The organism is Streptomyces sp. NBC_01198 (genome assembly GCF_036010485.1).
Classification (GTDB): Bacteria; Actinomycetota; Actinomycetes; order Streptomycetales; family Streptomycetaceae; genus Actinacidiphila.
This window is the reverse complement of the sequence record NZ_CP108568.1, coordinates 1,154,862-1,177,206: the sequence shown is the minus strand read 5'-3', so window position 1 is coordinate 1,177,206 and position 22,345 is coordinate 1,154,862. Positions and strand designations below refer to the sequence as shown.

Below are 22,345 nucleotides of genomic sequence, written 5' to 3'. Positions count from 1 at the left end.
GTATGATCATGACTGATTTCACCGGCAAGACCGCCCTGATCACCGGATCGACCCAGGGCATCGGCCGGGACATCGCCGCCACCCTGGCCGCCTCCGGCGCCCGGGTCCTGATCACCGGCCGCAACGCGGAGCGCGGCGAGAAGGCCGTCGCTGAGATCCGGGCCGCCGGCGGTGAGGCCGACTTCCTCGTCGCTGACCTGCACGATGCCGCCACCGCCAAGACGCTTGCCGCCGAGGCGGTGGCCCTGGCCGGTGAGATCGACATCCTCGTCAACAATGCGGGCGTCTACATTCTCGGACCGACCGCCGGCGTCACCGAGGCCGATTTCGACGCGATGTACAACATCAACGTCAAGGTTCCTTTCTTCCTGGTCGCTGAGCTGGCTCCGCTGATGGCTGAGCGCGGGCGCGGTGCCATCGTCAACATCACCACGGCGTTCGCCGAGAAGGGCGCGGTGGGGCCGGCCGCCTACGGCTCATCCAAGGCGGCGGTGGGTCTGCTCACCAAGTCGTGGGCCGCCGAATTCGGCGTCAACGGCGTCCGTGTCAACACCGTCAGCCTCGGCGCGATCCTTACCGAGGGTTCGACCAAGGCCTTCGGTGAGGCCGTCCATGACTTTCCCAAGGGATCCCCGGCCGACCGGGTCGGCACGACTGCGGAAGTAGCCGCTGCCGTCGCCTTCCTCGCCTCCGACGAGGCCTCCTACATCCACGGCGCGAGCCTCGCAGTTGACGGTGGAATGGCCATCTGACCAGCCTGTCCCAGGCAGTAGTCAGACCGGTCTGCCTGTCTTGGTAGACTTTTCTCCGCCGCGCTGAATGAGGCCCGGGGCCGACGTCATCGAAAGGACGCTGCCGTATGAGCGAAGTCGACTCGGCGCCGAGGCCGTCAGCGCGTGAGCGACTGCTCGCGGCAGCGAATCGGCTGTTCTACGAAGAGGGCATCCATACGGTCGGAATCGACCGGGTGATAGAACAGGCCGGGGTGGCCAAGGCCAGCCTGTACAAGACGTTCGGGAGCAAGGACGAACTGATCCGGGCATATCTGGACCTGCAGCACACCTCCACCGTCGACCAGATCATGGGCGGGACGGCGGAGGGAGCCAGCGCTCGCGACCGTATCCTGGGCGTTTTCACCACTCTGGGAACGATTTTCGGCAGTCCGGACTTTCACGGCTGCGCCTTCATCAAGGCCACCGCGGAGGCACTTCCCGGAAGTGCGGCCCAGCAGGAGAACGCCAGGTACCGAGCCTGGGTCCGGGGACTGTTCACCGATCTGGCCCGGGAGGCCGGGGTCGCGGATCCGGTGTCCCTGGCCCGACAGTTGCACATGCTCTTCGACGGAGCGGGACTCGGGGCCGATATCGAGCGCGACCCGTCGCTGGCTGATGAGGCGAGGGCTGCGGCCGAGGTTCTGGTGGACGCGGCCATCGCTCGGTCATAGGGCACGAGCTGAGCCCGTCCCATGTCCGGGACCGCCGACAGTGGCAGGGGCTTACCGTCGCCCGTCCTCGCGGAGTCTCGTGATCGAGCTGATGAGCTCTATCTCGACTTGAGCGAGGTCCGGCCAGGGGAACTGGTAACCGTTGCGCAGCAGGACGAAGCCGTGCATGGCCGCCCACAACAGCGTCGCGGTGGACAGGATGTCAGTCACGTCGGAGGATCCGTCGGCGACGCAGAGCCGGATGCTCTCCATGAGGTAGGCGAATGGCCCGGCGTCGGGGTTGCGGGTGTCCGGCTCGTCCGCGGAAGTGGGACGGGGCTCCTCTCCGCGAAGGAGCCGGTTGCGCTGGAAGAGCAGTCCATAGAGGTTCGGGTTCTCGACTCCGAACGCCATGTAGGCGCGGCAGCCGGCGATGAGCCGGTCCCGGGGCGCCTCGATCCCCTGTTTCGCGTCCGCGATGAAGCGACCCAGTTGGGCGAAGGTCTCGACGGTGACGGCCTGCACGATCTCGTCGGGACCGGTGAAGTGCAGGTAGATCGACTGGGGCGCGATGCCGATCCGTCGCGCCAGCCCCCGCAGGGTCACCGAACTCGCGTAGCCGTCCTCGACAAGGACCTCGCGGGCGGCCGACACGATGTCGCCGCGTAGTGCCTGCCCCGCGCCTCGGGGGTTGCGTCGTCTGGTTCCGGCGGCCTCTTTGCTCACGGCCGTAACCTTACGCCGACGCCGTTCCGGGGCGAACGGGCGTCAGCCGAGAGGGTCGGGGACCTCGTCGGCAGTGGCCGCGATGCGCAGCAGGGCGGTGTCGTCCCCACTGAGCGGCTGCCCGTGGCCGAAGCACACGGTGTTGACGTCGATGTCGGCGAAGCGGCGGAAAGACGCGCCGGCTTGTGGCCGGTCGAGGTTGAACGGCCCCAGTATGACCTGGCCCTGGTGCTCGGTGGCGATGTCACCGGTGAACAGGACGGAGTCGTTCGGGAAGTGCAGCGCGATACTGCCGTCGGTATGGCCGGGAGTCGACAGGACGCGGGCGTCTATCGCGTCGAGGATCTCGTCGTCGTCGAGCTCGCGGTCGACGCGGGACGGCGGGGCGTCGGGGATGCTGCCGGAAATGTGGGCGTAGAGCCCCTCCTCGGCGTGGCTGAGGGCGGGAATCGAGCCGTAGCCGTCCCCACGGATGATCGGGGCGTCGCTGCGGTGCGCCCAGATGCGCGCGTTCGGCCATTCGGCCAGTTCGGCGGCGGACCCTGCGTGGTCGGGATGCCAGTGCGTCAGGATGACGTGGGTCAACGACTCCCGGTCCAGGCCCCAATCGCGCAGAGCCTCGGTGAGGACCTTGCCCTGCCCGGCTATGCCCGTGTCGACCAGTACCGCCCCGGACCCCCTGCGCAGCAGGTATGCCTGCCCGGGCCCGCTGTCGAGGACCATGCGCAGGTCAGGACGCACGGTCCAAGCAGCGCGCTGGCGAGTCAAATGCCCGTCCGACGCAGCCACCAGGGCCACTCAAGCGGTGCGAAGGGGTCTTGAATCGACCGGCTGTATCGGGCGGGGTCAGGTTGACGCGGGAGGCTGCGCGCGGAACGCATAGGTCACAGCCCCAGGTTCGAGACGCTGTCGGCCGTGAGCGCCCCGGCGCGGCTGCCGCTGCCGCTGGGGCCGTCCGCCGGGCAGAACCCGGTGAAGTCGCTGGAGGTGACGCCCTTGCGCATACTGACGGGACAGGGCGAGTACTGAAAGACCCCGCCACTCATCCGTTCGCCGGCAGACGGGCTGGAGTTCAGGCGTAGGCGTCCTCGACGGCGACTCGGCGCACCGTGCGCAGTGTCGACCGGAGACTGTCCAGATCGGTCGAGCCCAGGGCGAGGCGGATCGCCTGTGGTGTGTGCGACGAGGTGGTGAACGGCTCCGCCGTGGTGACCGAGATGTGTCGGCGCGCGAGCGTGGCGGTCAGGCGGTCGGCGCGTGCGTCCGCGGGCAGCGGCAACCAGGTGAAGTAGGACGAAGGGTGGCCGATGAGCGGGAGGCCCGCCAGCTCCTGCCTGGCGAGTGCCTGCCGCGTCTCGGCGTCGTGGCGTTTCTGCGCCTCCAGGTGGTTGACTGTGCCGTCGTCGAGCCATCGGCAGGCGATGGCGGTGGTGAGGGCGGGGGTGTTCCAGGTGGTCGCCCGGATGGCGCGTTCGAGCGAGGGCACCGCGGGTGGCGGGGCGAGGACGAAGCCGACCCGCAGGCCGGTGGCGATGCTCTTCGACAGCCCCGAGACGTAGACGGTGATGTCCGGCGCGGTTGCGGCCAGAGGCGGTGGGGGGTCCTCGACCAGGTAGGCGTATGAGGCGTCCTCGATGATGAGCGCACCGTGCTGTCGAGCGATCCTGATCAGGCGGGTGCGGTCGGTTGCCGGCATGACCCAGCCCAGAGGGTTGTGCAGGGTGGGCATGGTGTAGATCGCGCGCACCGGGCGGGTCGCGCACAGTTGCTCCAGGGCGTCGAGATCCGGTCCGCCGGCGGTGGTGGGGACGGGCTCCAGGTCGAGGTGGAAGGCCTGCGCGAGCACCTTGAAACCCGGGTAGGTGAGTGCGTCGACCGCCACGACGTCGCCGGCGCTCAGCGTGGCCATGATGGTGATGGCCAGGCCGTGCTGGGCACCGTTGGCGATGAGGATCCGGTCCGCATCGGCGGTGATACCCCGGCGTCTGAGGTGTCGCGCGATGGAGGCTCTGTCCTGTGGACGCCCCCGGTGTGGTTGGTAGCGCAGCAGCGACTCGAGATCACCGGAGGTGGCCACCTCTCGCAGGGCCTGCCGCAGGAGGTCGGCCTGGCCTGGCAGCGACGGGTAGTTGAAGCTGAGGTCGACCGCGTCTGGGGCCACGACCTGCTGATCGATGCCGTGACCGGCGGGGACCGCGATGTCACGCACGAACGTGCCGCGGCCCTGTTCCCGGCTGACCAGGCCCATCGCTTCCAACTCGGCGTACACGCGGGTCGCGGTCACCACGGCGATGCCCTCGCGGGCGGCGAGAGCACGGTGGGTCGGCAGCCGCACCCCCGAGGCGAGGCGCCCGGTCCGGATGTCGGACGCGAACGTGTCGACCAGCGACTTGTATCGCGAGGCTGCCATGCACCGGATTGTATCCATGACAATTCTTTGATTGTCCTGCTCGCGGGTCCCTACTGTCGAGCCCCACTCATCCGGAAGGACAGCCGTCGTGCACATCGCCATCCTCACCTTCGAGGGCTACAACGAGCTCGACTCCCTGATCGCGCTCGGTGTGCTCAACCGCGTCAAGACCGACGGCTGGCGCGTCACCATCGCGACCCCCAGGCGCAAGGTGACGTCGATGAACGGGGTGGTCATCAAGCAGATGTCCACTCTTGAGGAGGCGTGCGCCGCTGACGCCGTCATCGTCGGCAGCGGCATCGCCACCCGCGAGGTCGCAGAAGACCCGGCGATCATGAACGTCCTGCGGGGCCTGGACCCCTCGCGCCAGCTCGTCGCGGCGCAGTGTTCGGGCGCGCTCGTGCTGGCCAGGCTCGGCCTGCTCAACGACGTCCCCGCCTGCACCGATCTCGTCACCAAGCCGTGGGTCGTCGCGGCCGGCGTCGAGGTCCTCGACCAGCCCTTCTTCGCCAGGGGCAACATCGCGACCGCCGGCGGCTGCCTGGCCTCGCACTACCTCGCCGCCTGGATCATCGCCCGCCTTGCGGGCGACGACGCCGCGGAAGGCGCGCTGCACTATGTCGCCCCGGTCGGTGAGAAGGAGGAATACGTCGAGCGCGCCTGGCGCAACATCGCGCCCTACCTGGGCGTCGATCGGGCAACACCGCTGCTCAAGGCTGCTGTTGGCGGTGTTCACGGGCCCTCCCCTTCGGCCGGGCTGCTCCGGTGAAGTCCGATCGGATGCGGAGCCCCTCCGAGGAGGGCCGGCCTCATTCCCGGCCGACTCTGCGCGCCCGGTGGGCGGCTGCCTTGACTCGGCTTTGGCAGGCCGTGGAGCAGAACTGGCGGGCGGCGTTGCGTGAGGTGTCGACGTAGACCCGGTCGCACTTCGGGGCCTCGCAGACGCCGAGGCGTCCGGCGAGGTCACTGCCGACGGCGAGGGCAAGAGCTGTGGCGCACCCGGCGCTCCAGCCCACCGCGAGGGTGTCGTCGCTTCCGTGGAAGTGGACCTGCCAGGGCTCCCCGGCGGTGTAGTCCAGTTGTGGGCGGGCGCCGGTGTCGCGCAGAAGGGTGTTGAGGGTGCTCGCCGCCAGGTCGAGGTCCGCGCTCTCGACGGCGGCGAAGACCTGGCGCAACTGCTCGGCGGTGCGGACCAGGTAGGCCGCCTGACCGGTCACTCCCTCAGGATCTAGCGTGCGTGACTGTCATTACGTGGTTCGTCAGTGATGGACGGGGGGCTGGGTGCGTTTCTTGTCGGCTGGAGAGCCGCTGCCACGACCGGTGTGGTGGCTGATCGCGGCGCGCGCGGTCAATCGGCTCGGGGCGTTCTCGCTGTCCTTTCTCACCGTGCTGATCGCCACCCGGTACGGCGCGAGCGAAGCGACCGCCGGCTTGGTCTCGGCCGCCTTCGGCCTGGCGACGGTCCCCTCGCGGCTGGCCGGCGGGCGCCTGTCGGACCGTGTGGGGCGGCGCCGCACCATCGTCCTCGCACTGGTGGCGTGCGCCGTGGCCCAGTTGGGGATCGCCGCCGCCAACAGCCTGGTCATGGCCACCACCTTCGTGGTGCTCCTCGGTCTCGCCTTCGAACTGTACGAGCCGCCGAGCCAGGCAATGATCGCGGATGCGGTAGGTGCCCCCGAGCGTGTGCGGGCCTACAGCCTGCTCAACGCGGCGCTGGCCGCGGCCGGCATGGGCGCCGGGCTGATCGCGGCGGGTCTGGGGCGGTGGGACTTGCGGTGGCTGTTCGTCGCCGACGCCGTCACCTGCCTGCTCTGTGCGCTGGTGGTGCAGCGTGTCCTGCCCGGCGACCCGCCGAGAGCCAACCGCGCCCCGGATCAGGCCGACAACATCGCTCCATGGCGTGATCCCAGGCTGATGGCCCTCCTCGCCTCGGGCACGCTCCTCGCGCTGGTCTACCTCCAGATCATGATCACCCTGCCCCTTTCGATGGCGCACCGCGGGCTGCAACCCGCCGACGCCGGAATCCTGTTCACCACCTCGGCCCTCACCATCGTCCTCGGACAACCGCTGCTGCGTCTCAAGCCGATCGCCGCCCTGTCCGCACCTGCCGCCTTCGCCACCGGCTACACCCTGCTCGCGGTGGGCCTGGCCGGATACGGCGTGACGCACCCTCTGGGCGCCCTCCTCGTGCCGACCATCGTGTGGAGCCTGGGCGATCTCGTCCTCATGGGCCGCGTGTACGCCCTGGTCGCCGACCTTGCCCCGACCGGCGGTACCGGCCGTTACATGGCCGTCTTCGGCATCAGCTGGGGAGTCGCGGGAGTCCTCGCTCCCGTGGCCGGCACCCAACTGCTGGAGCACGAGGGAGCAACCACACTGTGGCTCGCCATGTCCGGCGCCTGTCTCACCCTCGCCATCACCCAGCCCTTCCCTCGCCCGTGCCATCGCCGCACGCACCTCACCACCGGCCGCGGCGGCGTCCCCGGGCGCGCTCGCAGCCGAGAGCTCACTGCGGCAGAACCGATGACGGGGCAGCCGTAAGACCTGCCCCAGCCCGCCTGCCGGGCAGCTTGTGGCAGGAGGCTGACCATGCCGCAGCCCGCTGCCGCGCGTCACCACGTCACCACGTCTTCGGCGCTCCAGTAGCCGACGTCGAAGGAGTTGTCGGTGCTCGCCTCGGGCCCGGGGGCCGGCGGCAGGCAGTGGGCGCAAGCCTTGTATCCGGCCCCGTCGTAGGGATCGCCGTGGCCCCGGACCCATTCGGCGGCCTCGTCCGCGGTCATGACCTGCATCCCGGCTGCCCACGCGGTGCTGAAGACCCCGTGGTGGGCGAAGGAAGGCAGGCCGGCCAGGCAGAAGGGGGAGCCGATGGGTTCGACCCGGCCGACGAACCGCGCCACCTTGGGGCAGTTGCTCAGGTGCAGGGTGTGCCTGCCTGCGGCGTACGGGTAGTGCTCCGGGTCCGACAACCGGACCTTGTGCGTGAACGACTCGGCGGCGATGGCATCGAACTCGGCCCGGGCGTCGGCGCACACCGGACACCCGTGCGGACAGCCTTCCCCGACGGCGTCCTGGGCGTAGCGATCGTCGCCGGGCCGCTCCGGCTGGCCGCCGGGAGGGTACGCGTAGCCGCTCACGGTGTCCGCATAGCCTCTGGCCGGTCCCGGATGGCCGGGCACCGTGTCGGTCGAACCGTGCGGCGCGCTCGGGTAGCGGGCCTGGGCGGCGGCGTAGGTACTGGCAGCGCCCGGGTGGCCGGTCGCGCTGTCAACCATCCCCGCGTTCGCATAGTCGTTCGGGGCGCCCGGGTAGCCACCCTGGGTGTCGGAGTATCGACCGGACGCCTCGGCGGGAGTACCGAACCGGCGGGCGAAGATGTCCAGTGCCTGCTGGAGCTGCTGCCCGGAGACATGTCCCTGCGAGAGCAGGCTGATCATTTCCATGATTGTGGGGAGGTCGACCACCAGGGGCGAGCCGGCCTGCCCCCACGGGGCAGTGGGGCGGTGCGGCACCCGGAAGAACTGGTCCTCCATGTACGGGCTATCGATCATGACCTGGTTGTTCCTCCACATGGGGTCCTCTGGGGGCGCCGCGTCATCCGGTCGGGTAGCTGCTTCCGATGGGGTCCGAGGGGCATGCCCCGATGGGGTCAGTGCTTGCGCTGGCGGGGCAGTTTGGCTTTGGCGTGACGGGGGTCGAGGAGCGTGATCTGCCGGAAGAGCAGGTGGAAGCTGGCCAGGGCGGAGACCGGCGGCAGACCCGCGGTGGCGATCCCGGTGATCGTCCGCGGGGCATGGGCGATGCACAGCGCGACCGCCACACTGGAGAACAGGGTCAGCGTGACCCAGGCGGCCCTGGCCTGACGCCGGTGCGCGGCCGCGTACAGGATGGACAGACAGCTGACCAACCAGGGGCCGTAGACCAGCAGCGGCCACGATCCGGCGAGGCTGCGGGCTGTCGGGAAGGCCAGAAGGCGCAGCGGATCGTAGGAGACCATCGCGCTCAGCACGCTGACGATGCTGGCAACGGTGGCGGTGGTGCCCGCGATGACGAGACTGAGGATGCGCAGGCCCCCCAGCCCGGCGAGCCTCGACGGTCGGCGGCGGTCCACCCGGGGCGGGGCGGTCAGCCGCTCCGTGGGTTGTGTGTCCTCGGCCGACTGCCGGAACAACTGCTCGAACTCGCCGTCCAGATTCCACTGACCCGAGGCATCGTCCGTCGGCGTGGCGTCGACGTAGTATTCCGCGGTCTCCCCAGGGGCAGGTGGGAACACCTCGGAGAAAATGAGCGGTTGAACGTCGTATTCATACATGATGCGGCCATTCGAGTCGTGAAGCCTGTGGTGAGGCTCCCCTCTCCGTGCCGAGGCGCGCGATGTCCCACCGCTGTGTGAAGTCGGCCTCGATCCGCCCGAGCCGGTAGAGGAGTTCACAGAGCAGCGCACCGGACGAGGGAACTTCGTAGGCCGGTTCGCTGTCGGATCTCGCCCCGTTCTGCGGCCATACGTGAATGCCCGCAGGGAACGGCATCGACGGCGACGGAACCGATCCGGCAGGTCGCGGAGGTGCGGGCGGAGGGAACTGGTGGCCAGAAGGGATGTTCACATCTCCATCAACGATGCTGTGTTGAGGTCGGGACGTAGCAATTGAGTGAACGAGCTCGGCATTCGGTTAGACCGTTTGCCAGGCTTCGGTGATATGACGTGCTGATGATCATGTTTTTTTCGATCTCGGCTTGTCGGCCGCGCTGTCCCCGCCCGTGAAACGGGACGTGGCCGCGACCACGACCGGCGCTCTCCGCGTCCGTGCCGTCCGTGGGCTCACCGGCGAGGCTCGAGTCTGCGGATCACCACTCCGAGAACGTCGCAGCCGTCGACGTACCCGATGTGGCGGGAATCGTGGCTGTGAGCGGTGTTGTCGCCCGTGACCACGAACCGGTCCCGCGGTACGGGCTTCCCGGCGTCGGTGGTGAGGGCCGGGCCCAGCCCTGCGGGAACCGGGTCACCGGGGCTTGCCACGACGCGCTTGATCATCCAGCCTCGGGCCTTGCGTGGCGCGCCGGTCGGTCGGCGGGTGACGCCGTGGGCCACCGCGGCCTTCCCCGGCGGGGCGCCGGAGGGCGGGCGCCAGGCCGCGACGACGACGCTGTCCCTCCCGATGCCGGCGCGCCCGCTCCTGCCGAGCCGCCGTACCAGCGCCCGGTCGCCGCTTCGATAGGTCGGCTCCATGCTGCCCCCGGCGACGGTTATGACCACGAAGCGGCGCCGTGCGAGCAGGAGGCCCACCAGGGATGTCCCCACGGTGAGGACGGAGACGGGGACCAGCCGTTGACCCGATGGCCGCATGGGACCACCTCCTCAGGTGTCGAGTGCCGTCACAGGTGTCCCCGGCCGATAGCCGTGGGCCTGCATCCCGAACAGCCGGGCATAGGCCCCGTCGGCCCTCGTCAGCTGATCGTGCGTGCCCTGTTCGATGATCCGGCCGTTCTCCAGCACCACGAGGAGGTCGGCGTCACGGAGAGCGCCGAGCCGGTGCGAGATCAGCAGACTGGTACGGCCCGCCCTGCGCTCACGCAGGCGCAGATGGATCTCGTGTTCGGCCTCGGCGTCCAGCCCGGAGCTGGGTTCGTCGAGGATCAGAAGGTCGGCGTGGTCGCGGAGGAACGAGCGGGCCAGGGCGAGCCGTTGCCATTGCCCGCCGGACAGGACGACACCGGCATCCGGGTCGTCCTCGTCATCCCCGGAGAAGAAGGTCCGGCTCAGCATGGTGCGGTAGCCGTCGGGCAGGCCGGCGATGACGTCGTGCATCCCGCACAGGCGTGCGGCGCGCTCGATGCTGTCCTGGTCTGTCAGCTGCTCCAGGTTGCCCAGCCCGATGTTCTCCCCTGCGGTCAGGTCGTACTCCATGTAGTCCTGGAAGGTGGCCCCGATGTGCCTCCGCATCTCGTCGGGGCGGAAGGCCCGCAGGTCGGCGCCGTCCCACAGGACCTGGCCGCGGTCCGGGTCGTACAGGCGACACAGGAGCTTGACCAGCGTCGTCTTTCCCGCTCCGTTGAGTCCCACCAGACCGACCGAGGTGCCCGCGGGAATGGTGAGGTTCACCCCGCGCAGGACCCAGGGGTGTTCCGGGGCGTAGCGGAACCAGACGTCACGCAGTTCGATGCCCTGTCGCAGGCGGGGCACCGGCCGGGGGCGGGTGCTGACCGGCAGGTCGTCCTCGGCGTCCCGAACGGCGACGTAGTGGTCGAAGAGCAGCAGCGCCTGGTGTCCGTTGGCGATCTCGTTGGCCAGTCCGGCCAGTGCCGCCTGCACGGCGGGCAGCGCGGCCACGAGCAAGGAGACACCGCCGACGCTGATACGGCCCTGGCCCGCGGCCCTGACCGCCCACAACAGGCCGAGGCCGGCGACCGTCGCCGCGAGTATCCCGAGGCCGAACTGGATCAGCAGTTCCTGGCGGTCCACCGTCTGCTTCGCGGCGTTGGCCTTACGGCGTTCGGTGAGCATCCGCCCGCGCAGGAACCCGCCGATGCCCAGCAGCCGCAGCTCCTTCGCTGCCTGCGTGCTGGTCAGTAGCTGAAGGTAGAACAGCTCACGTCGCTCCACGGGGCCGATGGCCCAGAACATCGCTGCCCGGCGGCGGCTCATCACCAGCTCACCGAGGAGTACCGGCACGCCGGAAAGGATCACGGCCGTGGCCAGCAGCGGGCTCAGCACGATCAGCGATCCGAGGAATCCGCCAATGGTGAGCGTGCCGCGCACGACCCCAAGTGCGTTGTTCACTGCCTGGGTCGGCATGATGCCCCCGGCCTGCTGGGCCAGACGCAGGCGGTCAAGGAACCGTGGGTCCTCGAATCTGCTCAGGCCGGTCAGGGCGTCCACCGCCCGGTAGAGGGAGTCCTGGGCGTGCAGTCCGGCCGCGCGCTGAATCTGGGCCTGGGCGTACTGGAGGAGGTGCGGCACTGCGGCAGCTGCGACTCCCGCCGTGGCAAGCATCCCGGTGGGCACCAGGAGCGCGTCGATCCCGCTGCCGCGGGCCAGCCGGTCCAGCACTGCCCGCACCATCCACGCGGAGGCGATGGGCAGCACCGCGCCCAGGACAGTGAGGAGCGTGAGCGCTGCCAGCTGCCGGGGTGCTGCCCTGAACGCGAGTCCCGTCGCCGTTCGGAAGACGCTGAGCAGCCGTCGCAGCCCCGGCGACGAGACCTCTGCTCCCCTCACCGTGCCGCGGGGATGGGCGCCGGCAGGACGTGCTCACCCACCGCCTCCACCACGAGTTCGTCGCCGACGGCCCGGACCCGGCACATGACGGGGAAGGCGCGCGCTGCGAACGCCTCGGTCACGGGGCCGGTGACGGATTCGTGTACCACCCTCGCGACCGGTGCGAGCTCCTTGAGCATCTGCTGGGCGTCAGCGTCCCCCTCCCCTCCGCCCGCGACGACGGCGACGGCCCCGCTCACAGGAGCCGCCCCCAGCGCGGCCACCACTCGCGGCAGCTGCGCGTGGCACGGGGGGCAACCGGGAGAGAGGAACACCACGACGGTCCCGGTGTCGAGATCCCGGCTGAGCAGGGGGCGGCCGTCGACGGTTCGGGTCCCGAAGGCCGGGACGATCGCGCCGGGGGGAAGCATGCCCTCTTCAGCGAACCCGTCTCCGGACGGGCGAGGCGCCGGCTGCGCGCGCAGCCTTCTGATCAGCCCCACCGTCAGGAGGAGGTCGAGCAGGCACAGCGCGCCGACGAGCACGACCACCACGATGAGATAAGCCATGATCACTTCTGCCCTTTCCGTACGGCGACGGGGAAGGAGTCGCGCAATGATTCGGCGATGTCGTCAAGGACGGTCACCACGACGCCCAGGACCAGGCCGGTGCCGGCAGCGGCGACGGCACCGGATGCTGGTGGCAGGCCGTGGTGTGTCCCGACGGCGCCGGTCACCGCCACGGCGATCAAGAAGCCGTTGCGGACGAGTCCGAGGGCACCTGAGCTGCTCGTGGAGGCCCCGAAACACCGGCAAGGCACCCGCGCACCGCGCCGGAGCGAGGCTCCGATCGCGAGGCTGAACACTGCGAGTACGCTCCCCGCCAGTGCGAACCCCACGGTCACCCGGGGTCCCGTGAGCAACAGGAGGACGATCACCACCGCCTCCGCCCCGATCACCGCGCGGGCCACGACACGTCCCTGGCTCGGAGACAGCGCAGCGAAGCCCCGGACGGATCGCACGAACCCTCCGAAGGACTCCGCACTGCGGACTTTGCTCACCACCGCGACGGTGAAGACGACCAGAAGCAGGATCCGGCAGGACATTGCGACGAATTCCATGTCGGGACAATCTCCTTTGCGACGATCTACGAAGGCCTACGAAGATCTACGGAGGCCAGGGGGCGCCGGCGGCCCCGTACTCGAGAGACCACCGGCGCCCCGGTCGCCCCGGTGAAGACCGGAGGCTCAGCGGACGGGTTCTCAGCAGCCGCAGTGGCCGTACGACCAGTACCAGCTGCCGTCGGAGCAGCTCATCCGGTAGTGCGTGTAGTTGGGCTTGCTCGCGCAGCTACCGGTGACGCACTGCGAGCCGACGTTCGTGCACGTGACCGCGTGAGCGGTCGTCCCGGGCACCATCCGTTCCAGGAGGCGATCGTTGATCGCCTGCAAGGTCTTGATCATCTGTGACTCCTTCCATTGATTCTCTGGTGGGAGTGCCGCGCCGCGCATGCACCAGTCCTCGACGGGTGGGCGCCGTGATCTCCGGGCGCCGGCTGCGGACTTCGGGAAGCCTTCGGGAAACCTTCGGGGAGTCTGCGAGCGGGCGGCCCCCTGGTGCGGAGACGCGGGGTGGCCGACTTGCGGCTTGCTGACGTGCGTCGACCTGTTTCGAGCTTGCTGACATCGGCCGAGCTGAAGCAACGGTTTGCGACTGTCCCGGACAGTCATCGCCTGTCCGGCCTGGTCAGCCCGTTGCGGCGGACATGTCCGGGTTCGCTGCGCCTACGACGCTGCTCCGGCCGCGTCGACGCATCGCGACGGTGGTCGACCGGAAGCGCCTGGTAGTGCTTCGTCAGGTCTTCCGGTCATGGCTGGTCGGGGGTGTGTCGCGCTGCCGACGCAGTACCGTGGGCCGGTGGACGAGATGCCGGCCCCGACGCCAGGTATGACGATCAGCGTGCCGATACGCCAGGACGTGGTGATCGTCGATCCGGAGCGCTTTGTCGCTTCGGCCCGCGAGGCGTACCGCGAAGCCTCCCCTGAGATCACCGAGGGGAGGGCAGCCGAGGAAATCCGTGATGTCTACGCCGCTGTCTGGGCTCTGCTGGACCGCTTCGGTCGACTCGCACCCGACGCACCAGCGTCCGCCGGACTCCCAGGCCAACGGGTTCTGGACCGCCCAGACGGACTCTCACCCGCGGGCGAGTGGAAGCGCATCGTGCTCGACGATCCGCAACCACTGCAGGACTACGGTTGTTTCATGCCTGAGGGTTACGACTCGTTCGCCATCCCGTCGGGGGTGTGATTCCGCCCACCGCGACAGGCTGGTAAGCCTCACTGAGCGGTTGGGCTGTCCAGCCGATCAGACGGCCGATCAGGCCGCGGGCCCTAGGTCTCCCTCAAGGAGCGTTTGTACGATCTGGGGCCGGTCCCCAAGGGCCAGGATCTCGTTGGCGATGGCCACGACGGGCAGGTGGTCCTGGTGCTGGACCTTGACGGCTGCGGCTTTCAGAGTGCGCGGGACGGCTCTGGCGTTCAGGAGGACACGCCATTCCTGCACGCCGAGGGCCAGGAACTCCAGTGTGGTGAGCCCGGCGACCTCCAGGGGGTCGGCCAGTGTGCCGGGCATGGCGGTGAGAGTGCGCAGGTGGGGGAGCCCGGCGAGAGGCGCGAGGTTGAACGGCGCGCCGTCGCAGGCGTTGAGGGACAGGACTTCCAGGGCGGGATGGGCGGCCGCCTGGATCGTCTCAAGGCGTCCGGTGCCGACCCTGGCCACGGCCGGAAGCTCGTCGCCGCGGCGGTCACGGCGTTCCTCCTTTACCCGGCCAAGAACGAAATCGGTGAGGGAATCGGCCACGAGCTCGGCACCGAGGCTCTCCCCGTGATTGACCAGGATGATCTGCCCGAAGTGCCCGCGCGGGCCGGGGGTCAGGTCGACTGCGAATACGTCGCCGCCGTTGGTGCCGAAGCAGATCCAGCCCGGTGAGCCGCCCAGGCCCTGAACCGCGGCGTCGGGCAGGGTACAGATCGCATCCGTCGCGCCGAGGTTCCAGCCGGGGCAACGGGGCGCCGCTTCGATGCTGAACAGGTGTTCCACGCCGGAGATCTCGCAGCCGACCGCCTTGTCGATGCGCATCGCCGTTTCGAAGTCGTGGCCCCAGTCCCCTCCTGCCACCCGGTAGAGCACCTTGAGCTCATCGGACAGCGTGACACCGAGGCGTGCCTCGGCGGCAGCGATCTCCTCTTCCGTCGCGCCGACGGCGTCGGGCAACCGTTCGCGGAGCGTCCACTCCAGCAACTGCGGATCCGCCGATGGTGCCGGTACCGCCCCGGGCACCGGATCGGGGCGGCGGAGCCAGGGTGCGGGAATGGAGTTGTCGGCCAGGATGAGCGGCCCCAGGTCCGGGTAGCCGTAGATCGGTTCCACAGCCGGGCTCGGCCAGACCAGGCCGAGCGTGGTCCGTCCGTCCGGTCGGGCCTCCGCCCTGAATGCGATCTCCTGGACCACACCGCCACGCGCGAGCGCCCTTTGTATGTTCTCCACCGCGGTCCGCGCTGTCGACGACATGGATCCCCGATGCACAATGCTGTGTCCGGATTGACCGATGCGTCCTGCCACACGGGCCGCCCGGCCTGCACGCCGCTCTGTGTCGTCCGCCAGCATGAGCCGGAGCACGGGCTCCCAGATCGCGAAATCGCACACCGATGACAAGGTGAGGCTCTGATCAACCATGCGCAGACCATACGCGGAGCCACTGACAGGGGAAGCTGTGACTGAGCGCTTCAGTTGGCGGATGAGCACGAGAGTCGGCGGAGCGAACTGAGGATGTTGGATCCTCACGGTTTCTCGCTCGTGCTGTCGGATTCTCATTGTGTCGTGCGCCGGGCGCGGCAGTTCAGTTCTTGGGTGGGCAGATCGTCAGCTGCAGCGCTTTGTTGATGGCCACGCCTTGTTCGTCAGCGAGCGGGTGCTCGCTGGTGCTGAATCGCATGGCTGCGGCGTGGCCGTCGGGGTCGCCATCGTTGAGGACCGAACACTGGGAGCGGCCCTTGGCAATGGCGTCAGGATCGGCGGCGAGGCCGGGCTCTACGGCTGTGAGGGCTTCGAGGAAGATCGCCTGGAAGGCAGCGGCGGTGTTTTGCAGAGCGCCCGGGTTCGGCTTGTCGCTGCCGGACGAGCAGGCACTGAGGGGCAGAAGCGCGACGGCGGTGGCCGCGACGCCGAGACGGATACGCATCGGGCAGCATGGCGCGTAGGCGCGCTCGACGGGCGGCGGTCCTTTACCCTTTGGGTCCTGCTGCTAGGTCTGTTGGGGCTGCTAGTGCCGTTGCAGGCGACGTTCGCCCTGTGTTCGGTGCAAGATATGGTCCTCAGCCATGGGCGAATTGGTGTTGATCAGGCACGGCGAGACCGCATGGAGCCGGACCGGCCAGTATGCCGGCCGCACCGACGTGCCGCTGACCGAGGCGGGGGAGGACGTGGCGCGTGCGCTCGCACTTCGACTGGCCGAACGGGAGTTCGGCGCCGTCTACGTCAGTCCGCTGACTCGCGCCGTGCGGACCGCCGAACTGGCGGGGCTGAGCGGCGCGGAGCCCGATACGGACCTGATCGAGTGGGACTACGGCCGCTACGAGGGGCTGACCGCCGATCAGGTCCAAGATCTCAAGCCCGGCTGGGAGCTGTGGCGCGACGGCGTCGACGCCGGCGAGGACCTCGGGCATGTGACGATGCGGGTCGACGCCTTCCTCGGCCGGGTCAGGCCGCTGCTGGACATGGGCGACGTGGCCGTCGTTGCGCACGGCCACCTGTCACGCATACTCACCGCGCGCTGGCTCGGGCTCGACGCGTCGGCCGCGCGGCAGTTCGGGCACCCGCATCCGGGGACGATCAACACGCTGGGTTACGAGCACAGGATGCCAGTTGTGCTCGGGTGGAACGTGCCGTAATGGCGGCTGCCCTTACCCCGTCCGAGGTGTAGCCACTAGGGCGTTTCGTTTGGATCATCGGGCGGACCAGATGAAGATGCCGGCGAGGTAGATGGTCGCGGTCTTGTCGTAGCGAGTGGCCAGGCCGCGCCACTGCTTCAAGCGGTTGATGCACGGTTCGACGGTGTTGAGCTGTTTGTAGGCATCGCGGTCGAGGGCGGGCGGTCTGCCGCCGCGGCTGCGGCGGCGGAGTCGGTGGCCGCGCTGGTCGGCCGGAATGGGGATGACTGCCCGGATGCCGCGTCTGCGCGGGTGGTCGCGGATGGCGCGGGAAGAGTACGCCTTGTCGGCCAGGACAACGTCGGGCCGGGTGCGGGGCCGCCCGCGCGGGCGGGGGACGCGCAGGCGGGCCATGACCTGGGTGAACGCAGGTGCGTCGCCGGCCTGCCCCGGGGTCAGGACGAAGGCCATGGGCCGGCAACGGTCGTCGGCGGCGAGGTGGATCTTCTTGGTCAGTCCGCCGCGGGACCGGCCGATGGCATGGTCGTGCGGCTCGCCGGCCGGAGCCCCCTTTTCTACGGGCCCCGGCGGCGTGCTGGTGCGCGCGCACGATCGTGGAGTCCACCGAGACCGCCCAGGTCAGGTCCTCATCGGCATCGGCCCGGGCCATCAGCGCGGTGAAGACCCGCTCCCAGGTGCCGTCCACCGCCCACATCCGCAGCCGGTTGTAGACCCCGCGCCAGTTGCCGTACTTCTCCGGCAGATGGACCCACTGAGACCCCGTCTGGAACTTGAAGACGATCGCGTCGATCACCTCACGGTGATCCCGCCAACGCCCACCCCGCCGAGGCGTCCGGTCCGGCAACAACGGCTCGATCCGCCCCCACTGCGCGTCGCTTGACGGCACACCCGGACCAACGATCAGAAGATCCGCATTGGCACGGCCTAACGCCCGCGTTGCCGATGCTGACGTCGGGCACGTACCAACGCCTTGGACGGGCCGTCGCCTTCTGCTCGAAAGGCCAGATACGTGACCCACTCGCATTCGCGCAGGTCCTCACCATCGGGGTCAAGCACCTGGACCCAGTCGGTGAAGGGGCTCACCAAAAGCGTCGAGGTGTCCGGAGTGCTCCCGTCCCAGCAGATGTACATAAGCCAACACCCATCGGAGGGTTGCACATCGATCTCAGGCAGGAGCCCAAAGCCAAGCAGGGATCTCCGAGCCAGTCCCACTAGCCGTTCGAGCCGACTGCTTACTGCGTCCACCGGTGCAGCGTACTCAACAGGCCGCCCACCACGTTGGCCAGAGCTCTTGTCCGCAAGGCAACAGGGTGAGCCAAACGACAGGCCCTAGAGGCGACGTTGTCCCTGTCGGCGACGGTGCGTAGGCGCCGGTCGTCGGCGTGGCGATTTCGCCAGACGATGTAGCGGCGGACATGCTGCCCTGCTCCTTGTGGCTGGCGTGGTCGGTAGCATTGAGGGTGAAGTAGCGCAGCGCAGTGAACTGGGCTTCTGTGCGGCTGAGCCAGGAGCTGTTTGTAGGGGCGTAGGCGATCTCGACGTTGTTCGCCGCGGCCCAGGTGCTGACCCGCTGGCACCACTTCGTGGTCAGGTGAGGGGAGAAGTTGTCGCAGACGATCGCGATACGGACCTCGGGCGGGTAGAGGGTTCGCATAACGGGTCGGATCGTCTGCGACTTCACGGTAGGACCGGGCCGGGTGCCGCGCGGCCGCCGGTTCGATCCCCTTGACCGCGAACCGCTTCTCGTCGCTACGGCGCTCCCCCCGCCCGACTGCCGGCCGCTTCTCGTGTCCCGGCCGGCACCCGCGCCGGCCCCGGGTGGGGAGCACGTGAGCCGCAGCCGGTCGGGACGGCTGCGGCTCGTGGCGCCTGTCGGCGCAGGTGGGGATGGGCCCGGGACTACGGCTGGGCGGGCTTGCCCGCGGTGTAGAGCCAGGTGTGGAAGAGGTCGCCGAGCTTCCTGCCGGATATCTTCTCGCTGAGTGCGATGAACTGAGCCGTGGTTCCGTTGCCGTAGCGGTGGCTGCCGGCCCAGGTCTTGAGGATGCTGAAGAAGTGGGCGTCGCCGACCGCCGTACGCAACTTCTGCAGGGTCATCGCGCCACGGGTGTAGACGGGTGAGGCGAAGATGTTCGCCCCGTCGCCGGGGTCGCCGGTCGGAAAGGCCCACAGGCTGCTGGTGGCCGGTCGGGCGTAACAACTGTCGAAGGTGGCCTGGGCGCTCTGCCCGCCGTGCTGCTCCTCCCAGAGCCACTCGGCGTAGGTGGCGAAGCCCTCGTTGAGCCAGATGTCCTGCCAGTTGGTCAGGCTCACGGAGTCGCCGAACCACTGGTGCGCGGTCTCGTGGACGAGGGTGCCGACGTCCGGCGCCCGGTCGTAGATCGGGCGGGTCTGCGTCTCCAGCGCGTAGCCGACGTCCGGCGCATGGTCGACGATCGCGCCGGCCGCCGAGAAGGGGTACCGGCCGAAGAGGTTGCTCTCCCAGTCGAGGACCGCCGGGATCTGGGCCAGTGCCGGGGCGGCGTCGGCCGCCTCGCGCGGATCCACCGCGTTGTAGACGGGGATGCCCGAGGCGGTGGTGTACCGCTGCACATTGAACTTCCCCACCGTGGCGGTGGCGAGATAGGAGGCCATCGGCTCGGCCTGCCGCCAGCGGAAGGTGGTCTTGCCCCGCGTGGTCCGCTGCGACGTCAGCACGCCGTTGGCGACCGCGGTGTATCCGGCCGGCACGGTGATCGCGAAGGTGTACGACGCCTTGTCCACCGGCTCGTTGTCAGCGGCGAACCAGGACATGGCGCCCTGCGGCTCACCCGCGACGAAGGCCCCGTCGTCGGTGGGTATCCAGCCGTCCGGGGAGCCGTCCGGGTCGGTGACGGTCTCGGGTACGCCGCCGTAGGAGAGGTCGACGCGGAAGCTCTCGCCCTTCCGGAGCGACTTGCGGGGGGTGATGACGAGTTCCTGTCCCGCACGCGTCCACCGGGCCGTCCGCCCGTTCACCCGTACGCTGCGCACCGTCAGCCCGGACAGGTCGAGGTCGAACCTGGTCAGCGGCTGCGTGGCGCGGGCGGTGAGGGCTTCGGTGGCGTCCAGCCGCCGGCTGGCCGGGTCGTAGGCGAGGTCCAGATCGTAGTGCGCGGTGGTGTAGCCGCCGTTCCCGGCGAGCGGGAAGTACGGGTCGCCCTGACCCGGTGCGCCGTGGCCGTCCGTGCCCGCGGCCACGGCGGGGCCCTCGGCCGTCAGGGCCAGGGAGGTCGCGAGGACCGCCACGGCGATGCCCAGGTATCGGGCCCGGGCGGTCCTCGGGCGCGGGTGGGCGGGGGCGGCCTCTCCGTGGGCAGCGAGCACGTGCACTCCTGAACGACGCGGCGGAACCGAACATGATCACATCAACGTGGCCACACCCTATGGCGCCGTTCTCCCCGCGACAAGGGATCTTCTTCCCGGTGAGCGGGCGGCTCGGCCTGCTCACCTGCCGGGTGGGATGCCGGGCTCCGGTTCGCCGCGCAGCAGCCGGGCCCTGGCCAGCCGCGCGCACCGCACGGCGGCGGATGAGGGGGCCGCCGGCCTCCTGGGCGCCCTCCTCGCCGTAGTGGCTCAGCGGAGTGGTGTGGCGCGGATGTCGTGGTCGTCCGCGGTCAGGCAGCGGCCAGTGGTCATGTCGTAGCGCCAGCCGTGCAGCGTGCAGGTGAGTTCGTCGCCCTTCACCACTGCGAACCGGCTGAGGTCGGCGCCCAGGTGCGGGCAGCGACGTTGTACCTGCCAGCCGTCGATCAGGATGTCCTCGCCGTCGTCGTCACAGGCGTCGTAGTAGTTCTCCACGTAGTCGATTCGCTCGGGCGACAGACACTTGAAGAACACGTACACGAACTCGTTGTAGGGTCCGACCCTGCTGGCGGTGAACCGCAGCGACAGCAACAGGCTGTTCGACCAGTCGATCTCGCGCCTCGCGATGTTGGTGGCCACCAGGTCGCCCGAGGTCGACAGCGTGTAGCGGCAGCGCTCACCGCGCTCACCGTCCCACAGGCGGACCTCCCGCGCCGGGAAGTCGATCACGATCGGGGTGTCGTCCACATCAAGGCGCACCGTGCCACCCACTCCGGCGCAGATCCGGTCCGCGCGTACGAGCAGCGGCTCCCACCACTCCTTCAGCGCTGCCAGCAACTCCTCGGGCGGCAGCGCCGGCGCCCGGGAAGCACGCTCGGCGTCCAGCGCGGGCTGCTGCCTGCGGGCGTAGCTGCGCAGGTACTCGCGCTTGTCACCGAAGAGGTGGTCGATCTCTTCGGGGGTGTGGCGATGGGTGAGTTTGCACGCGGTCCGCTCCGGTTCGGCGACGGTTCCCGGCAGGATCAGGTGCGCCGATGTGCCGGGCCGTTCCTGGGCAAGCTGTTCCAGGAACTCTCGTTGGTCGGTGAAGATGCTTTCACCGTCCCGGCCAGTGCCGTTGAACTCGAACAGTTCCTCGTCAAGGAAGCACGGCGGGCCTGAGGTGGGGAAGACGTGCGCCGCCTCGACCGCGTCGATGTAGCGCAGCGCGCGGTCGAACTGTCCCCGGCGCTTGCGGGCGGCGAACTCCTTCTTCGCGCTGTCCGGCAGTTGATAGACCATCGGCCACCAGATGGCGCCGGAGAACTGCAGGAAGTGCGCGTCGATCTCACCGAACCTCCTGATCGCCGGAATGTCCAGCGGGTGCGCGTCGTTCTGGTTCAACAGCGTCGCCGTGCCGTCGTCCAGCAGCAGCGCGGAGTCGCCGATGGGCCCGTCGCCGGGTCCCGTCAGCGCGGTGATCATGATGCGCAATCCATCGCGCTCGATCGGTACGTCACTGTGAGTGCGCAGGAAATTCGTGAACCCGAGCGCGTTCAGCTCACGCTCCAGCTCATTGGTGGCGAATGCCGGCAGGAGGACGGTGACGTCCTTGCGCACGTTCCGGCGCAGGTTCTCCGCATCGAAGTGGTCTCGATGCAGGTGCGAGATGTACAGGTAGTCCGCCGTCTGCCCGTACTGCGCCCAGTCCAGATCCGAGTTGTCCGGGAACGGGAACCAGGAACCGAAGAAGGCCGGATTGACCCACGGATCGCACAGCACCGATCCCGCGACGCTCTCGATGAACAACCCCGCGTGCCCAAGCCCTGTTACCCGCATTCCACTGCGCTCCTCCCCGGCTGAGTGAGTCACCGAGCCCGACCACCATCGGAAGGGACGGATCCGACATCCCTGTCTACGGTGTCTGCGTCTCGGCCACCGCGCACCACCAGGGCGGGTGCCCCTGCCGGCAGAGGACGTGAATGCGCTGGTCAGAGCAGGTCGTGGAGACTACGGTTCGCCGGAATGGCCGTCACCCGGTCGCCGTTCCCCGCCTGCGGCGACTTCGTCGCCCCCCGGATCGAGGCGCCTCCCCCCGGCTGCCCGGTAACGCCCCACGGCGTCGGCGGTCCGTTCCGCGCCGTCATCGGATCGCCAGCGCACAGGACATGGCCCCCCAATGCGACCCCGGCTCCGGGCCGGGTGTTCGGCGCGGGGTGCCGGCGCCCTGGTTCGTTGCGCCGCGACGCCGAACAGACGGTACGCCGTGGCAGACCGCGACATCGGATGATTTCGTATGAGCACCAAAGTACAAAGAAGCAGCAGGATTGTTCCACGGGA

Annotated in this window: 22 protein-coding genes and 1 pseudogene; 6 read left to right on the top strand and 17 right to left on the bottom strand. The window is 69.2% G+C overall.

The genetic code is table 11. From position 1 onward, the window contains the following. The first annotated feature begins 8 nt into the window (after window positions 1–8). Window positions 9–752 carry an SDR family NAD(P)-dependent oxidoreductase gene (locus tag OG702_RS05225; protein WP_327287700.1) on the top strand — a complete coding sequence of 248 codons (744 nt, stop codon included), beginning with the start codon at window positions 9–11 and terminating at the stop codon, window positions 750–752. Between the two features lie 107 nt (window positions 753–859). Continuing rightward, window positions 860–1,444, top strand: coding sequence for a TetR/AcrR family transcriptional regulator (locus OG702_RS05220; protein WP_327287699.1), 585 nt, complete (start codon window positions 860–862; stop codon window positions 1,442–1,444). 51 nt (window positions 1,445–1,495) lie between these two features. Here the strand turns inward: OG702_RS05220 and OG702_RS05215 are convergent, their stop codons facing one another. From OG702_RS05215 to OG702_RS05205, 3 genes are all read right to left on the bottom strand, one after another. Beyond that, window positions 1,496–2,149 carry a TetR/AcrR family transcriptional regulator gene (locus OG702_RS05215; RefSeq protein WP_327287698.1) on the bottom strand — a complete coding sequence of 218 codons (654 nt, stop codon included), beginning with the start codon at window positions 2,147–2,149 and terminating at the stop codon, window positions 1,496–1,498. A gap of 42 nt (window positions 2,150–2,191) precedes the next feature. Continuing rightward, window positions 2,192–2,890: an MBL fold metallo-hydrolase gene (locus OG702_RS05210; protein WP_327287697.1), complete on the bottom strand. Its 699-nt coding sequence runs from the start codon at window positions 2,888–2,890 to the stop codon at window positions 2,192–2,194. A gap of 331 nt (window positions 2,891–3,221) precedes the next feature. Next, complete coding sequence (locus tag OG702_RS05205) at window positions 3,222–4,559, bottom strand: aminotransferase-like domain-containing protein (RefSeq protein WP_327287696.1); 1,338 nt, start codon at window positions 4,557–4,559, stop codon at window positions 3,222–3,224. Window positions 4,560–4,647: 88 nt separating this feature from the next. Here OG702_RS05205 and OG702_RS05200 point away from each other — a divergent pair, with 88 nt between their 5' ends. Beyond that, entirely contained in the window at window positions 4,648–5,328 is a 681-nt protein-coding gene (locus tag OG702_RS05200; protein WP_327287695.1) for a DJ-1/PfpI family protein, read from the top strand. 40 nt (window positions 5,329–5,368) lie between these two features. Here the strand turns inward: OG702_RS05200 and OG702_RS05195 are convergent, their stop codons facing one another. Further along, a complete protein-coding gene (locus tag OG702_RS05195) occupies window positions 5,369–5,776 on the bottom strand; it encodes a CGNR zinc finger domain-containing protein (RefSeq protein ID WP_327287694.1) in 408 nt (135 codons plus the stop codon). Between the two features lie 73 nt (window positions 5,777–5,849). Between OG702_RS05195 and OG702_RS05190 the strand changes: the two genes are divergently transcribed. Further along, a complete protein-coding gene (locus OG702_RS05190; protein WP_327287693.1) occupies window positions 5,850–7,100 on the top strand; it encodes an MFS transporter in 1,251 nt (416 codons plus the stop codon). 71 nt (window positions 7,101–7,171) lie between these two features. On the opposite strand, the gene OG702_RS05185 is transcribed toward OG702_RS05190, so the two are convergent. The 7 genes from OG702_RS05185 to OG702_RS05155 all read right to left on the bottom strand — a co-directional run bounded on the left by OG702_RS05185 (window position 7,172) and on the right by OG702_RS05155 (window position 13,216). Next, entirely contained in the window at window positions 7,172–8,110 is a 939-nt protein-coding gene (locus OG702_RS05185; protein ID WP_327287692.1) for a hypothetical protein, read from the bottom strand. Window positions 8,111–8,208: 98 nt separating this feature from the next. Then, window positions 8,209–8,832: a hypothetical protein gene (locus tag OG702_RS05180; protein WP_327287691.1), complete on the bottom strand. Its 624-nt coding sequence runs from the start codon at window positions 8,830–8,832 to the stop codon at window positions 8,209–8,211. A 546-nt stretch (window positions 8,833–9,378) separates the two neighbouring features. Continuing rightward, window positions 9,379–9,903, bottom strand: coding sequence for a S26 family signal peptidase (locus tag OG702_RS05175; RefSeq protein ID WP_327287690.1), 525 nt, complete (start codon window positions 9,901–9,903; stop codon window positions 9,379–9,381). Window positions 9,904–9,915: 12 nt separating this feature from the next. Further along, window positions 9,916–11,775, bottom strand: a complete 1,860-nt coding sequence (locus OG702_RS05170) for an ABC transporter ATP-binding protein (protein ID WP_327287689.1) — start codon at window positions 11,773–11,775, stop codon at window positions 9,916–9,918. After that, on the bottom strand, window positions 11,772–12,323 hold the full coding sequence (locus tag OG702_RS05165; protein WP_327287688.1) for a TlpA family protein disulfide reductase: 552 nt from the start codon (window positions 12,321–12,323) through the stop codon (window positions 11,772–11,774). The genes OG702_RS05170 and OG702_RS05165 overlap by 4 nt, the downstream gene beginning before the upstream one ends. Window positions 12,324–12,325: 2 nt before the next feature. Next, the gene (locus tag OG702_RS05160; protein WP_327287687.1) at window positions 12,326–12,874 is read right to left on the bottom strand and encodes a MauE/DoxX family redox-associated membrane protein; all 549 of its coding nucleotides are present in this window, start codon (window positions 12,872–12,874) and stop codon (window positions 12,326–12,328) included. Between the two features lie 141 nt (window positions 12,875–13,015). Further along, entirely contained in the window at window positions 13,016–13,216 is a 201-nt protein-coding gene (locus OG702_RS05155; protein ID WP_327287686.1) for a hypothetical protein, read from the bottom strand. A gap of 454 nt (window positions 13,217–13,670) precedes the next feature. Here OG702_RS05155 and OG702_RS05150 point away from each other — a divergent pair, with 454 nt between their 5' ends. Continuing rightward, on the top strand, window positions 13,671–14,060 hold the full coding sequence (locus OG702_RS05150) for a hypothetical protein (protein ID WP_327287685.1): 390 nt from the start codon (window positions 13,671–13,673) through the stop codon (window positions 14,058–14,060). A 69-nt stretch (window positions 14,061–14,129) separates the two neighbouring features. Here the strand turns inward: OG702_RS05150 and OG702_RS05145 are convergent, their stop codons facing one another. Both OG702_RS05145 and OG702_RS05140 read right to left on the bottom strand, forming a co-directional pair. Next, on the bottom strand, window positions 14,130–15,488 hold the full coding sequence (locus OG702_RS05145; protein ID WP_327287684.1) for an SMI1/KNR4 family protein: 1,359 nt from the start codon (window positions 15,486–15,488) through the stop codon (window positions 14,130–14,132). A gap of 163 nt (window positions 15,489–15,651) precedes the next feature. Beyond that, complete coding sequence (locus tag OG702_RS05140) at window positions 15,652–15,993, bottom strand: hypothetical protein (RefSeq protein ID WP_327287683.1); 342 nt, start codon at window positions 15,991–15,993, stop codon at window positions 15,652–15,654. A gap of 139 nt (window positions 15,994–16,132) precedes the next feature. Between OG702_RS05140 and OG702_RS05135 the strand changes: the two genes are divergently transcribed. Continuing rightward, the gene (locus OG702_RS05135; RefSeq protein WP_327287682.1) at window positions 16,133–16,702 is read left to right on the top strand and encodes a histidine phosphatase family protein; all 570 of its coding nucleotides are present in this window, start codon (window positions 16,133–16,135) and stop codon (window positions 16,700–16,702) included. A 54-nt stretch (window positions 16,703–16,756) separates the two neighbouring features. Here the strand turns inward: OG702_RS05135 and OG702_RS05130 are convergent. The 4 genes and pseudogenes from OG702_RS05130 to OG702_RS05115 form a co-directional block, all read right to left on the bottom strand. Then, a protein-coding gene (locus OG702_RS05130) for an IS5 family transposase (protein WP_442814689.1) occupies window positions 16,757–17,603 on the bottom strand; the annotation gives its coding sequence in 2 pieces (ribosomal slippage) (window positions 16,757–17,254 and window positions 17,256–17,603; 846 coding nt in all). Window positions 17,604–18,036: 433 nt separating this feature from the next. After that, window positions 18,037–18,356 (bottom strand): annotated as a pseudogene (locus tag OG702_RS05125) (IS630 family transposase); the annotation flags it as partial. Between the two features lie 245 nt (window positions 18,357–18,601). Beyond that, complete coding sequence (locus tag OG702_RS05120; RefSeq protein WP_442814688.1) at window positions 18,602–19,981, bottom strand: M1 family metallopeptidase; 1,380 nt, start codon at window positions 19,979–19,981, stop codon at window positions 18,602–18,604. A 315-nt stretch (window positions 19,982–20,296) separates the two neighbouring features. Further along, entirely contained in the window at window positions 20,297–21,844 is a 1,548-nt protein-coding gene (locus OG702_RS05115; protein ID WP_327287680.1) for a Rieske 2Fe-2S domain-containing protein, read from the bottom strand. Between the last annotated feature and the right edge of the window lie 501 nt (window positions 21,845–22,345).

What these genes read in the sequence shown, in the direction of transcription:
- OG702_RS05225 (WP_327287700.1), top strand. Translation starts at nt 9, where the DNA reads ATGACTGATTTCACCGGCAAGACCGCCCTGATCACCGGATCGACCCAG.
- OG702_RS05140 (WP_327287683.1), bottom strand. Translation starts at nt 15,993, where the DNA reads ATGCGTATCCGTCTCGGCGTCGCGGCCACCGCCGTCGCGCTTCTGCCC.
- OG702_RS05205 (WP_327287696.1), bottom strand. Translation starts at nt 4,559, where the DNA reads ATGGCAGCCTCGCGATACAAGTCGCTGGTCGACACGTTCGCGTCCGAC.
- OG702_RS05220 (WP_327287699.1), top strand. Translation starts at nt 860, where the DNA reads ATGAGCGAAGTCGACTCGGCGCCGAGGCCGTCAGCGCGTGAGCGACTG.
- OG702_RS05135 (WP_327287682.1), top strand. Translation starts at nt 16,133, where the DNA reads ATGGGCGAATTGGTGTTGATCAGGCACGGCGAGACCGCATGGAGCCGG.
- OG702_RS05160 (WP_327287687.1), bottom strand. Translation starts at nt 12,874, where the DNA reads ATGGAATTCGTCGCAATGTCCTGCCGGATCCTGCTTCTGGTCGTCTTC.
- OG702_RS05175 (WP_327287690.1), bottom strand. Translation starts at nt 9,903, where the DNA reads ATGCGGCCATCGGGTCAACGGCTGGTCCCCGTCTCCGTCCTCACCGTG.
- OG702_RS05165 (WP_327287688.1), bottom strand. Translation starts at nt 12,323, where the DNA reads ATGGCTTATCTCATCGTGGTGGTCGTGCTCGTCGGCGCGCTGTGCCTG.
- OG702_RS05115 (WP_327287680.1), bottom strand. Translation starts at nt 21,844, where the DNA reads ATGCGGGTAACAGGGCTTGGGCACGCGGGGTTGTTCATCGAGAGCGTC.
- OG702_RS05185 (WP_327287692.1), bottom strand. Translation starts at nt 8,110, where the DNA reads ATGATCGATAGCCCGTACATGGAGGACCAGTTCTTCCGGGTGCCGCAC.
- OG702_RS05145 (WP_327287684.1), bottom strand. Translation starts at nt 15,488, where the DNA reads ATGGTTGATCAGAGCCTCACCTTGTCATCGGTGTGCGATTTCGCGATC.
- OG702_RS05155 (WP_327287686.1), bottom strand. Translation starts at nt 13,216, where the DNA reads ATGATCAAGACCTTGCAGGCGATCAACGATCGCCTCCTGGAACGGATG.